The organism is Achromobacter sp. D7-1 (assembly GCF_059760445.1).
In genome coordinates this window covers 237,131-249,761 of the sequence record NZ_JCBAMT010000001.1, presented here as the reverse complement: position 1 = coordinate 249,761, position 12,631 = coordinate 237,131, and the positions used below count along the sequence as shown (strand labels likewise).

General features: G+C 66.5%; 12 protein-coding genes. 3 read left to right on the top strand and 9 right to left on the bottom strand.

Annotated features, from left to right (window positions below; genetic code table 11):
* Window positions 1-7 precede the first annotated feature (7 nt).
* From AC6LKD_RS01155 to AC6LKD_RS01140, 4 genes are all read right to left on the bottom strand, one after another.
* The gene (locus AC6LKD_RS01155) at window positions 8-385 is read right to left on the bottom strand and encodes an SH3 domain-containing protein (RefSeq protein WP_498114793.1); all 378 of its coding nucleotides are present in this window, start codon (window positions 383-385) and stop codon (window positions 8-10) included.
* A gap of 35 nt (window positions 386-420) precedes the next feature.
* The gene (locus AC6LKD_RS01150) at window positions 421-1,176 is read right to left on the bottom strand and encodes a sulfite exporter TauE/SafE family protein (RefSeq protein WP_498114791.1); all 756 of its coding nucleotides are present in this window, start codon (window positions 1,174-1,176) and stop codon (window positions 421-423) included.
* 118 nt (window positions 1,177-1,294) lie between these two features.
* Window positions 1,295-1,741 (bottom strand): MarR family winged helix-turn-helix transcriptional regulator, encoded by a 447-nt coding sequence (locus AC6LKD_RS01145; protein ID WP_498114790.1) that lies wholly within the window; start codon window positions 1,739-1,741, stop codon window positions 1,295-1,297.
* A gap of 3 nt (window positions 1,742-1,744) precedes the next feature.
* A complete protein-coding gene (locus AC6LKD_RS01140) occupies window positions 1,745-3,343 on the bottom strand; it encodes an MDR family MFS transporter (protein ID WP_498114789.1) in 1,599 nt (532 codons plus the stop codon).
* A gap of 395 nt (window positions 3,344-3,738) precedes the next feature.
* Here AC6LKD_RS01140 and AC6LKD_RS01135 point away from each other — a divergent pair, with 395 nt between their 5' ends.
* Together AC6LKD_RS01135 and AC6LKD_RS01130 are read left to right on the top strand one after the other, a co-directional pair.
* On the top strand, window positions 3,739-6,258 hold the full coding sequence (locus AC6LKD_RS01135; RefSeq protein ID WP_492274302.1) for an AsmA family protein: 2,520 nt from the start codon (window positions 3,739-3,741) through the stop codon (window positions 6,256-6,258).
* The gene (locus AC6LKD_RS01130; RefSeq protein ID WP_498114788.1) at window positions 6,255-6,641 is read left to right on the top strand and encodes an MOSC N-terminal beta barrel domain-containing protein; all 387 of its coding nucleotides are present in this window, start codon (window positions 6,255-6,257) and stop codon (window positions 6,639-6,641) included. Before AC6LKD_RS01135 ends, AC6LKD_RS01130 begins: the two co-directional genes overlap by 4 nt.
* Before the next feature lie 26 nt (window positions 6,642-6,667).
* On the opposite strand, the gene AC6LKD_RS01125 is transcribed toward AC6LKD_RS01130, so the two are convergent.
* The 4 genes from AC6LKD_RS01125 to rsmD all read right to left on the bottom strand — a co-directional run bounded on the left by AC6LKD_RS01125 (window position 6,668) and on the right by rsmD (window position 9,394).
* The gene (locus tag AC6LKD_RS01125; RefSeq protein ID WP_013396176.1) at window positions 6,668-7,891 is read right to left on the bottom strand and encodes a benzoate/H(+) symporter BenE family transporter; all 1,224 of its coding nucleotides are present in this window, start codon (window positions 7,889-7,891) and stop codon (window positions 6,668-6,670) included.
* The gene (locus tag AC6LKD_RS01120) at window positions 7,888-8,139 is read right to left on the bottom strand and encodes a YfhL family 4Fe-4S dicluster ferredoxin (protein ID WP_006385941.1); all 252 of its coding nucleotides are present in this window, start codon (window positions 8,137-8,139) and stop codon (window positions 7,888-7,890) included. Before AC6LKD_RS01120 ends, AC6LKD_RS01125 begins: the two co-directional genes overlap by 4 nt.
* A 126-nt stretch (window positions 8,140-8,265) precedes the next feature.
* Entirely contained in the window at window positions 8,266-8,769 is a 504-nt protein-coding gene (coaD, locus tag AC6LKD_RS01115; RefSeq protein WP_013396175.1) for a pantetheine-phosphate adenylyltransferase, read from the bottom strand.
* 58 nt (window positions 8,770-8,827) lie between these two features.
* The gene (gene rsmD, locus AC6LKD_RS01110; RefSeq protein WP_492274303.1) at window positions 8,828-9,394 is read right to left on the bottom strand and encodes a 16S rRNA (guanine(966)-N(2))-methyltransferase RsmD; all 567 of its coding nucleotides are present in this window, start codon (window positions 9,392-9,394) and stop codon (window positions 8,828-8,830) included.
* Window positions 9,395-9,707: 313 nt separating this feature from the next.
* Here rsmD and ftsY point away from each other — a divergent pair, with 313 nt between their 5' ends.
* Window positions 9,708-10,784, top strand: a complete 1,077-nt coding sequence (gene ftsY, locus AC6LKD_RS01105) for a signal recognition particle-docking protein FtsY (protein WP_498114805.1) — start codon at window positions 9,708-9,710, stop codon at window positions 10,782-10,784.
* Between the two features lie 78 nt (window positions 10,785-10,862).
* On the opposite strand, the gene AC6LKD_RS01100 is transcribed toward ftsY, so the two are convergent.
* Complete coding sequence (locus AC6LKD_RS01100; RefSeq protein WP_498114787.1) at window positions 10,863-12,521, bottom strand: CYTH and CHAD domain-containing protein; 1,659 nt, start codon at window positions 12,519-12,521, stop codon at window positions 10,863-10,865.
* Window positions 12,522-12,631: the final 110 nt, after the last annotated feature.

Sequence of the window (12,631 nt, the reverse complement as noted above, 5' to 3'; positions counted from 1 at the left end):
AACCGCATCAGCAGATGGCTTGACCGCACAGACGTAAGTTTTCAAGCGGCACCCAGCCCGCCTCGCCGTCTATGAGCCTGACCGCCCATACCCATCCATTCAATTCGCGTTCACCGCGCAACATGTCGCCTTCCGCGACATCCAATTCCTTGTTGGTGAAATCCTCCAGCATCGTGGCGCTGACGTCGGCATGGCGGTCCAGGAATTGCGCCGGCACGAAGCCGGCCTCCTGATTCGCGGGCGTGCAGTGATACCAGTCGGGCCAACCCTCGGGGCCATCGTACCGCTCACCAACTGCCACGCGATCTCCTTTGCGTACGAACATGGGCTCGGGAAATTCGCTGGCATGGGCCTGGATGACGAGGTAGTGACGATCGGGATTCATGGGTATTCCTTGTCCGTGCTGTTGCATGCGCGGAACTATGCCACGCGCGCCAGCAGCCGCGGCACTGCCGACGCCAGCAAGGCAACCCCCGATCCCGTCAGCAAGCCCAGCACGATCTGCCGGAAGCGCGCTTCGCTGATGCCTATGTAAAGCTTCGCGCCCAGCAACACCGGCACCAGCATGGCGGCGGCGACGATGGCGAACATAGGCAGCATGGCGCGCGTGACGATGCCGCTTGCCAGATACGTGCCCATGGTGACCAGCAGCATGGACAGGTTGAAGTTCTGGATGATGGCGCGTTGCGCGTCCTTGTCGAAGCCGCGCAGCGTGCACCACAAGGTGGGCAGCGTACCCGTGAAACCGCCGATGCCGCCCAGCACGCCGCCGGCCATGCCAACGGCCGCGTCGGCGGCGCGGCCGCCCGCGGAGATCTTCGGCATGTTCTTGGCGTACAGCATGGCGGGACACCAGATCACCAGCAGCGCGCCGAGGATGGCCTTGAACCAGTCCATGTCCAGGCGCGGCAACAGCGCCACGCCCAGCGGAATGCCGAACAGGCCGCCGGCCACGAAAGGCAGCAATCGCGACAGGTCGAAGCCGCGCCGCACGGTGATGGCGGCGAGGATCTGCCCGACCAGGGCGCCGAAGACCGCGAGCGTCGCGGCCAGGCGCGGATCCAGCACCCAGGCCCAGAACGACATCGCCACCAGGCCGAACGCAAAGCCCGACAGGCCCTGCACGAAACCCGCGATGACCGCGCCCAGGGTAACCACCAGATATACAGAATCCATTTGCCGCCTCTTTGTTTTTATGTAGGGGAACGGCCTGTATTCTGGATGATCCCGACTCCTCGCGAATCGCATTTGGCTATGGGCCGATACCGCTCTTCTTATGGCGGCGCTGCCTGTTCTAGTTTGGCGCTTTGTCCGTCCCAGCCCGCAGGAAATTCGCCTCCAGCACGCTCAGCACGCGATTCAACGTATCGATGTCCGCAGCCGACAAGCCCTTGAGCGATTCCTCGAAAAAGGCGGCCCGCTTGGGTAGGGCGTCATCCACCACGGCCTGGCCGGCGGGCGTGAGGTTGGCGTTGGTCAGGCGGTTGTCTTGCGGGTCCACTGCGCGCGCGATCCAGCCCAGCTTTTCCATGGCCTGCAACTGGCGCGTGAGCGATGCGGGGTCGAGCCGGCAGCGTTCGGCCAGATGCTTCTGCGAACACTGGCCGCATTCATGCAGCGCCAGCAGGATGCGCCAGCGGGGCAGGGCGTGGCCGACCGTGCTGCTGAACGCGTTCTGCATGCCGCGGTAGGCCTGTCCCATGTGCTGGATGACCTGCAAGCCTTGTTGTTGTTTGGGCAAAAGCTATTCTCCGACGCCGGCCGGCTCTGGTTTGGAGGGGCGGATCAACTGGATCGGCGGCACGCGCCGCACGCACCAGAGCGCGAACACCGCAACCGCCAGGGCGATCAGTTGCCCTTCGTGGATGGCGCCGACGAGCGCGACGCGCGCGATCTCGATCAGCGAGGTCCCGTCCTGGCCTTGATGCGCCAATTGTGCCAGGAACTGCGTCTGGGCCTGGGGATTGACCAGCATCTGCGGATCGTTCAGCTCGGGCAGCCAGCGGGCGGAGGCGCCGCGCAGCGTGGATTCGACGCCGCTGAAATAGCTGTGGCTCACCATGGTGCCGACGATCGCCGTGCCCAGCATGCCGCCTATCATGCGCAGCGATTGCAGTAGCGCGGTGGCGATGCCCAGGTGGCTGCGGCCGGCGGTCTGCTGTGCGAAGACCGTCAGGTTGGGCATGATGAAGCCCATGCCCAGGCCGGCCATCAGCATGTATGCGGCGATGAGCGCATGTGACGTATAGCTATGGGTGGTAACAATGCCCGTGCATGAAAGCGCCATCAGGATGAAGCCCGCGTACAGCATGCAGTTGGGATTGCGGATGCGGGTGATGATGCGGCCGTTGATGATGCTGCCCACGGTGATGAAGACCACCATGGGCGTGATGAGCAGGCCCGCGTCCTGGGGCGACAGCCCGAAGCCGCCCTGCAGCAGCAGCGGTGCGTAGAACAGCAGCGAGTACATGGTTACGCCCACCAGCAGGGCCAGCGTGAAGAGCATGGCCAGGCCGCGGTTGCGGAACATGTCCAGCGGCAGCAGCGGATGCGGGCAGCGCCGTTCCCACCAGAGCAGCACGGCGAAGGCGATCGCGCTGCCCACGCCCAGCAGCATGATGGACCCGCTTAGCCCTTCCTTGGGCAGCAATTCGACCAGCAGTTGCAGGCTGCCCAGCGCTAGCGCGATGAGCAGCGCGCCCTGCCAGTCCAGCCGTACGCGGCCGGTCGTGTGGTTGCGCAGGTGCGGCAGATAGCGGGTGACGAACCACAGGCCGAGTATGCCGATGGGCAGGTTGACGTAGAACACCGAGCGCCAGCCGTAGTGCTCGGTCAGCGCGCCGCCCAGGGTCGGCCCCACGGCGTTGGCGATGCCGAAGGCGGAGCTCAGCATGACCTGCCAGCGCAGCCGTACGTGGGGATCGGGAAACAGGTCGGGGATGGACGCGAACGCGGTGCCCACCAGCATGCCGCCGCCTATGCCCTGCAGCGCCCGCGCCAGGACCAGCGTGAACATGCTGTCGGCCGCGCCGCACAGCACCGAGGCCAGGGTGAACAGCACAATGGCCGCCACCACGAACGGCTTGCGCCCGTAGTAATCGCCCAGGCGGCCGAAGATGGGCACGGTGATGACGGAAGTCAGCAGGTAAGAGGTCGCTACCCATGCATACAGTTCGAAGCCCTTGAGTTCGGCCACAATGGTCGGAAGCGCGGTGCCGACCACGGTCTGGTCGATCGCGACCATCATCATGACGAAGCACATGCCCAGCATGGCGAGCAGGGTCTGGCGGAAAGGGAGCACCTGGCCGGGCGAATGCGGGGTGCTGGGAGCGGGGGCGGACATTGCTGGATCTATCAATGATTGATGTATCAATCATTCTAGCCCTACAATCCCCCAGACAGAAAGTTGTCAGGTTCGGGCCGGATTTCGAGGCGCGGGGCCGATGGGGATAGTGCTGATTTTGCGCAGCCTTGCCCGGCGGCCCGCGCGAAGCCAGCCTGATTTGTTACGATAGCGCTATCTGTACGCTGGCCTAGCCGGCGTCTTCATCAGGCTTTCCTTGGCAGATTCCCCTTTTTCGGCGCCGCAGCCCCAGGCTCGGCTTGAGACAGGGCACGCCCTGAAAGGCCCATGGCTTCATAGGCCAGGCGGTTTTTCCGCTGACAAAGCACCTTCCGCGCGCCTGGCGCCGCGGACGGCATTCAAGGATTTCCAGTCGAGGTACCGACGGGGCAGCAATGAAAACGTGGTTCAAGCGCATTTTGATAGGCCTGGTAGTGTTGGTTGTCGTGGCCGTCGTTGGCCTGGCCATCTTCTTGCTGACATTCGACCCCAACGCGTACAAGTACAAGCTGGAAGAGCTTGTCCAGCAACGCTATCAACGCACGTTGACGATCGACGGCGAGATCGAGCTGTCGCTCTTCCCGCGCATCGGCCTGTCGGTGCAGGGCGTGTCGCTGTCCGAGCCCAATAGTCCGGAAACTTTCGCTTCCATCGACAGCACCCGCCTGGCGGTTGCGGTGTGGCCGCTGCTGTCCAACAGCTTTGTGGTGGACCACGTGGCCATCACCGGCTTTAAGGCCCGTGTGATGCGGGACAAGCAGGGCCAGTTCAATTTCAGCAATCTCGTGGGCGGCACCGCGCCGATCACGGCGGCGCCGGCCAATCCCGCCGAAGCCTTGGCGGGCGCGGCGCAGAGCGCGGTGCAGGCCCTGGCCAACGGCAACCTGCCGCAGCCGCGCAACAACATGCAGATCGACATCGCCGGGCTGGACCTGAAGGACGGCCAAGTGCAGCTGCAGGACGCCATCACCGGCATGGCGGTGGCGGTCACCAAGATCAACGCCAACACCGGCCGCGTCACCTTCAATCAGCCGTTTGACGTGCGCATGACCGCACGCGTCGAGGGCGGCAATCCACGCGTGGACGCCAATCTGACTGGTCAGGCCCTGTTGACGCTGGATCCGTCCGCCAAGCGCTATGCGGCGCAGAAGCTGGACCTGCGCATGGACGGCAAGCTGCCGGGCGCCGAAGCCAAGAGCCTGGCGGTGCGCGGCAATCTGGCCTTCAATGGGCAGAAATCGGCGCTCGATATCGCCGGCCTGGAGGTCGTGTTCCAGGGCGACGTCACCGATCCCGCCGCCCGGGCCACCAATGTGGACGCCAGCGTCGCCATTCCCAAACTGGCGATCGACCCCCACAAGAGCCAGTTGCAGATCGAAAAGCTGGCCATCCGCGCCAAGGGTGGCGTGGCTGACGGTCCCTTCGAATTCGCCGTGGACGCGCCCGCGCTCAACATCTCGCCGGCCTCGGCCACGGGAGAAGCGCTCACGGGCCGCGTGCGCATCAGCGGCCTGGACGCGAGCTTCGGCTTGAACGGCATCAGCGGCAACGCCGGCGAACTGGATATCAAGGAAGCCAAGCTGGACAGCACGTCCAAGAACGGCGAACGGATCGTCAAGCTGAACTTCGCCTCGCCGTTGTCCCTGAACCTGCTGCAGCGCAGCGGCGGCCTGTCCGGCCTGCGCGGCGACGTCAACATTACCGATCCCGGCTTGCCCAAGGGCAGCCTGCAGATCCCGGTGATCGGCAGCGTGACGGCGGACCTGTTGAAGGATCAGGCCACCAGCAAGATCAACGCGGTGCTGGAAGGCGGCAAGTTCGACCTGAGCGCGGACATTACCAAGCTGAGCGACTCGCCGAAGGTGAATTTCGCGCTGGTGGTGGACACGCTGGACCTGGATAAGCTGGTGCCGCCCGCGGCGGCAACGCCTGCCCAACCCGCGGCCAAGCCGCCTGCCGAAGCCAAGAAGGAAGAAGGCAAGCCGGCGCAACCTGCCCCGGCGCCGGCTGCCGCCAAGCCGGTCGACGATACGATCGACCTGTCGGCGCTGATCGGCCCCAGCGTCAACGGCACGATCAAGGTCGGCAAGCTGGTCGTGCGCGGCCTGAAGGCCGATGACGTCGGCGCCGCGGTCAAGCTGGACAAGGGCAAACTGGACATCTCCAGCCTGACGGCCGGCCTCTACGGCGGCAAGCTGGCGGGCAACCTGTCGGTGGACGCCGCGCAGGGCAACCAGCTGGCCACCAAGATGTCGCTGGCCGGAATCGCCATCGAACCGTTCCTGATGGACCTGGCGCGCCAGAACGTGCTGAGCGGCACGGGCAGCCTCGCGCTGGACCTGAAGACGGCGGGCGCCAACGCCTATGCCATGAAGAGCGGCCTGGGCGGCACCATGCAATTGCGCCTGCGCGATGGCGCGGTCAAGGGCATCAACCTGACGCAGACGCTGCGCGAGTTGAAGGCCGCCTTCAAGCCCGAATCGCAGAACGAAACCGTCGCCTCCGACACCAGCAAGCAGACGGAATTCTCCGAGATGGACGCAGACCTGGCCTTCACCAAGGGCGTGGCTGCGGTAAAGCGCCTGAACGTGGTGTCGCCCCTGCTGCGCGTGACGCAAGGCGAACCGGCCACCATAGACTTCGTCAAGAGCGAGCTGGACCTGGTGGCGCGTGCGCGCGTCGTCAACCCGGCGGCCAACCCGGAAGGCAAGGAACTGATAGACCTGAAGGACGTGACCATTCCCGTGCACGTCAAGGGTCCGTTCGACAAGCCTACCTACACCGTTCTGTGGAAGGACGCCATCGGCGGCATTCTGCAGCGCAGCCTGGAAAACAAGCTGCGCGAAGCGGTGACGGGCAAGGGCAAGGGCGGCGCGGCCGTCGACAAAGCTTTGAAGGGATTGCTGGGCAAATGAACGCCGGACACTTCCAACCCGTGGCCGAGTGCGGCGCCACCACGCAGGCCGAGGCCGCGGGCTACCACCGGCAATGGCTGATCGCCAATGATTCAGGGCAGTGGCTGAATCGCGCCCTGTGTCCGCGGCTGGCCGAGGTCACGGTCGAACTACGGCTGGGCTACCTGGTGCTCAAGGCGCCGGGCATGTTGCGCATGGATATTCCGCTGGACGTCATCGAAGACGACGACAGCGTGCGCTACAGCATGAAGGTGGGCGAGCAGGTGGTCGACGTGATCGACGAAGGGGAACTGGCCGCGGCCTGGATCTCGAATTTCGTGCAAGTGCCTTGCCGCATCATGAAGGTGCATCCCGACACGCCCGTGGCCGCCTGGCCTGCCTGAATAGGCCCAGGCGCGCTTGGGCTGCTTCAGGCCTGAGCGCCCGAACGCTTGAACTCGAATGCCGCGTGGGCCAGCAGGCCCGCCGCGAGGCCCCAGAAGGCCGATCCGATACCCCAGAAACTGAAACCCGAGGCCGTGGCCAGCAGCGTGATGAGCGCGGCTTCGCGGCGTTGCGGGTTGGCCATGGCCGCGGCCATGCCGCCCATGATGGTGCCCAGCAGTGCCAGCCCGGCCAGCGCGGCCAGCAGGGCGGCGGGCAAGGCCTGGAAGAACACGGCCACGGCGCCGGCCACGACGCTCAGCACGACATAGCCCAGGCCGTAGGTGGCGGCGGCGATGTAGCGCTTGGAGGGGTCCGCATGCGCTTCGGGACCGGTGCAGATGGCGGCGCTGATGGCGCCCATCGTGACGCTGTGCGCGCCGAAGGGTGCGGCCAGCAGGCCCAGCAGGCCGGTGGCCGCCACCAGGCGCGAGGCGGGCGGCTGGTAGCCGGCGGCCTGAAGGATGGCCAGACCGGGCAGGTTCTGCGAAGCCATCGCGACGACGAACAGCGGAATGCCCAGGCTGACCGCGGCCTGCGCGCTGAACGCGGGCGTGGTCCAGACGAATTCAGTGAAGCGCCAGTCCAGCAGGTCCAGCTGGATCAGGTTCAGTCCGAAGGCGAGGGCGATGGCCACCAGCATGACGACCAGCACCGCGTAGCGCGGCGCCCAGCGCCGGCACACCAGATAGGCCGCGCACATCGCCAGCACCAGTGCGGGTTGCTGCTTGATGTTGCTGAAGACGCCCATGCCGAAATTGAGCAGCACGCCCGCCAGCATGGCCGCGGCGATTTCGCCGGGGATGCGGCGCAGGATGGGATCGATCCAGCCGAACAGGCCGCAGGCCAGCGTCAGGGCTGCCGCCAGGATGAAGGCGCCGATGGCTTCGTTGAACGGAACGCCCGCCAGCGCGGTGACCAGCAGGGCCGCGCCGGGAGTGGACCAGGCCATGACGATGGGCAGGCCCGTGCGCAGGCTGTATACCGCGCCGCCCAAGCCGAACGCCAGGCTGAGCGAGCCGATCCAGGAACCGATGTGGGCCGAATCCAGGCCCGCGGTATGGCCTGCCTGCACCATCAGCACGGCGGTGCCGCCGAAGCTGACCAGGACGGCGACCAGGCCGGCGGCAATGGCCGAGGCGGACAGGTCGCGGCGGGCGTGGTGGCGGGAAGGGGGAAGGTCGATGCTGGACTGCGCGGCGTCGCTCATGCGGCACCGGTCAGGCGGCGGTACTTGGCCATGAGCTGTTCCTGGCCTTCTTTCCATTGCGGGTGCAGCTCGATGCACTCTACCGGGCAGACCACCTTGCATTGCGGCTCGTCGTGGTGGCCCACGCATTCGGTGCACCGGTCAGGGTCGATGACGTAATAGTCTTCGCCCATGGAGATTGCGTCGTTCGGGCACTGGGGCTCGCAAACGTCGCAATTGATGCATTCTTCGGTGATGGTCAGGGCCATGGCGGGCTGCGGGTTGGGCGGGTGGGGCTAAGCGCATTGTAGCGCCGCCGCCCGCCTCGGCCGCACAGCGCAAGAAGGGCGCTCTGCGCGCCCTTCGAGGGTGGAGCAATACCTGTCCGCCGGGGCTCAGCCCGGCCAGGACTGTTCGCGGCGTTCCTTGGCCTTTTCCTGCAGCCAGCGCTCGACCGACGGAAACACGAACTTGCTCACGTCGCCGCCCAGCTGCGCGATTTCGCGCACGATGGTGCCCGAGATGAACTGGTACTGGTCCGAGGGCGTCATGAATAGCGTTTCGACGTCGGGCAGCAGATGGCGGTTCATGCCAGCCATCTGGAACTCGTACTCGAAGTCGGACACGGCGCGCAGGCCCCGCACGATGACGCGGCCGCCCTGGTCGCGCACGAAGTCCTTGAGCAGGCCGCCGAAGCTTTGCACTTCCACGTTGGGATAGTGGCCCAGCACTTCGCGCGCGATTTCCACGCGCTCGTCGATGCTGAAGAAAGGCTTCTTGTTGCGGCTAATGGCGATCCCAACCACGACTTTGTCGAAAAGCGTGGCGGCACGGCGGACCAGATCCTCGTGGCCTCTGGTCAGCGGGTCGAAAGTGCCGGGATATACAGCGGTGATCATACGAGCTCCGTACCGTTATAAGTGGTGTACACCATCCTCCGAAGCTCGGATTATTGACCTATTTGCGCAATGCAGCAAATTCCAGCAGATGGTAGTGGACCGCGCCTGCCTTGTCTTGCCGCAAGATCGTGAATCCTTCGGGGGCTTCGATGGGGCTTTCCGCCTCTACGTAGACTAGCCCATGCTCGGTAAGAATGCCCGGCAGAATCGGCCACAGGCGCGGCAGCCAGCCCTGGCCAAAGGGCGGATCCAGCATGATCAGGTCAAACCGGGACGCATCCATGCGTTCGGCGACCTGCATGGCGTCGCCCACGTGGATGCGTATCATGTCGGCTTTGAGCTTGTCGCGCAGTGTCCGCAGCGCGGACGCGGCGGTCTTGTCCCGCTCGACCATCTGCACATGCGCCACGCCGCGCGAGGCGGCCTCGAAGCCGAGGGCGCCGCTGCCGGCGAACAGATCCAGCACCTGCTTGTCGGCGAATTCGCCGCCCCATAGATGATTGAGCCAGTTGAACAGCGTCTCGCGCACCCGGTCGGGCGTGGGGCGCAGCGTCTCCACGTCGGGTACGGCAATGGGGGTGCGTCTGTATTGGCCCCCGACGATACGAATATACTTGTTACCCATGTTTAGCCGCTTCTTCAAGAAAAAATCCCCTCCGCCCGCCGCGCCGGTCCAACCCGCGCCGCCGCCGGAAGTCGCAGACGACGTAGCCGCGCCTGCCGAGCCCGCCGCCGTCCCGGTCACTCCCGCGCCGCCGGCGCCTGTGGCCCCCGAGCCGCGCCGCGAACCGGGCATCGCCCCGGCCGCCGCCGCCCCGGCTGCAACGCCGGTTGTTGCGCCTGTTGCTGCGCCGCAGGAAGCGCCGGCGGCAACGTCCGCGCCGGTTGCGCCCGCAGCGTTTTCGTCGACACCCGTTCAGGCGTCGCCACCAGCGCCTGTGCCGGCGCCAGCGCCTGCCCCGGCGGCGGCTCCCGCACCTGTCGCGGTTTCCGCGCCAGCGGTAGCAACGCCGGCGCCGATCTCCGCTCCTGCGCCCGTTGCGGCTCCGCCGGCCGTACCGGCTCCCGCGCCTGCTCCCGAACCCGTCGCTGAAGCTCCCAAGAAGGCCTCGTGGCTGTCCCGCTTGAAGCAGGGCCTGTCGCGCACGGGCCAGAGCATCGGCGGCATCTTCGTCGGCGTGAAGGTCGACGAGAACTTGTTCGAGGAACTCGAGTCGGCGCTCATTATGGCCGATGCGGGCCTGGAGGCCACCGAAAAGCTCCTGACCGCGCTGCGCGCCCGGGTCAAGAAGGAACGCATCGAGGACCCGGCCAAAGTGAAGACGGCCCTGCGACAGCTGCTGGCGGACCACCTGCGTCCGCTGGAGCGCGCCTTCGACCTGAAGCGCACGCAGCCCCTGGTCGTCATGATCGCCGGCGTCAATGGCGCCGGCAAGACCACTTCCATCGGCAAGCTGGCCCACACCTTCCAGCGCCAGGGCGCCAGCGTGCTGCTGGCTGCCGGCGACACGTTCCGCGCCGCCGCGCGCGAGCAGCTCATCGAATGGGGCAGCCGCAACAACGTGACGGTGATCTCGCAGGACGGCGGCGATCCGGCGGCGGTGGCGTTCGACGCGGTCAACGCGGGCCGCGCGCGCGGCATGGGCGTGGTGATGGTCGATACCGCAGGCCGCCTGCCCACGCAGTTGCACCTGATGGAAGAGTTGAAGAAGATCCGCCGCGTGATCGGCAAGGCGGATGCCGCCGCGCCGCACGAGGTGCTGCTGGTGGTGGACGGCAACACTGGCCAGAACGCCTTGGCGCAGATCCGCGCTTTCGACGCCGCCATCAATCTGACGGGCCTGGTCGTGACCAAGCTGGATGGCACCGCCAAGGGCGGTACGCTGGCCGCCGTGGCCGCGGGCAGCCAGGGCGTGCGCCCGATCCCGGTGTACTGGATCGGCGTGGGCGAAAGCCTGGAAGACCTGCAGCCCTTCGTGGCGGACGAGTTCGCCGGGGCCTTGCTGGCGGATTGATGCCCGTGGATCCGGCGCGCTTGCGTCGGCAAAAACAAAGGGACGGCGCATGCCGTCCCTTTTGCATTCAAGCCCGCATCACTTCCAGAATGGTTTGCTGGCGGCCAGGTCGTCGAAGGCTTTCTGCGCATCCTCCGCCAGTTCTTCCAGGCGCGCGCTGATCCAGCCCAGGGCGAACCAGGCTTGCGGGTGGGTGGCGGTACACGACTCGTAGTAGTCCTTGGCCACCGCCAGGTCGTTGATCTCGCCCAGCACATCCTGCACGCGCGACAAGAGCTTGCGATAGCCGCGCAGCTTGCCCGAGGGCAGCAGCGACTCGGCGAACGCCAGGCTGTAGCGCAGGCGCTTGCCGCGCTTGCGCAATTCGTGGCGCGTGGGGATGTCCAGCGTCGCGAATTGCGTGCCCTGGTCGGCCACCTTGCTGTGCCAGCGATGCAGGCGCCGCGCGAGCTGTTTGTGCAGGCGTTGCGGATCGGGTTCGGGCGCCAGCATCGGAATGATGGTGGGTTTGACGCTGGGCGCCGCCACGCCGCCTTCCAGCCGGATGGCGGGCTCGGGCGCAGCGTCGCTGGGCGTGCCGTTGGCTATCGTCTGGCCTTCCGTGGACGGCAGGGCCGGCGGCACGTCCAGGCTCCATTCCAGCAGCTCCAGCAGCCAGGCCTGGAAGGCCTTGCCGCCGGCGATGCTGCGCGCATCCTGTTCCGGGGGCGCGGCTTCCATGGGGATCACCGGCATGCCCGCGCGCATCAGCGCGGGCGCCACGGTTTCGTTCAGCACGTCCTGGTCGCGGTTGGCGCCGAAGGCGGCGAAGTGCGTGCGCACGCCTTGCAGCAGGGCGTCGGGAATCGGCGCGATCCAGCCGTCGAACAGCTTCCAGGCCGAACGCAGTCGGCGCACGCCCACGCGCAGCTGATGCACGTGTTCGGAGTTGCCGGCGCGGTAGACGCCTTCGGTGTCGACCTCGGCCAGCACCGAGGCGTTGCGCGCGATCTGGTCCAGGCATTCCGCCGCGACGCGCGCCATGGCCTGGGGGGCCGTCATGTCTTCGCGCAGCTTGACCGATGCCGCGCCGCGCGGCGCCCAGAATTGCGCGATGGCTTGCGCGCGGCGGGCTTCGAGGTCATCGCCGGGGATGGCGTCGGCATCGGCCAGGCGCTGCGCCAGCTGGGCCAGCGCGTCGCCGCGTTCGGACTTGCTGCGCGGATCCAGCACCAGGCTGTGGCGCTGCTGCCAGCCGCGCGCCGCCGCGAAGATGGCGGCGGGGCGGCCCGACACCAGTTCGAATTCCAGTTCGGAGATGGGCAGCTCCAGCGCGCCGGCGCGCAGGATGCCGGTGTCGTAGGCCAGTTCCACTGTGCCGTAGCGCGTGCGGACCTTGCGCAGCAGGCGCTGCACGTCGGTTTCGTAGCGCAGGCCCAGTTCGCCCTTGACGGCCGCCAGCGCGGCTTCGACCTCGGTGCCGGCGTAGACCGACAGGTCCAGCACCGGACCCGGCCGCGGGTGATTGAGTTCGATGCGGGTGATGGCGTTGATGCCGGGCATCTTCAGCGTCTGCACCCAGTCGCGGCCTTCCTGGCGCAGCCGGATGGCGATGCGCGCCCGCGCAAGCTCGCGTTCGGGCGTATCGAAGTACATGGCATGCAGGCGGATACGGGTCGCCTCGCGTTGCTTGATCTCTCGCTGCACTGCCTGGCGCGAAGCCGCGGGCACGTGCAGTTTCAATTCCTGTTCCGACATGGCGGCGGGTGTCCAACGGCAAAAGCCGAGATCTTAATCAAACGAGGGGGGCGATTTGATGACCGGTCATATTTATTTCACATTGAGCATAGACGGGTTTGCGGCGCATC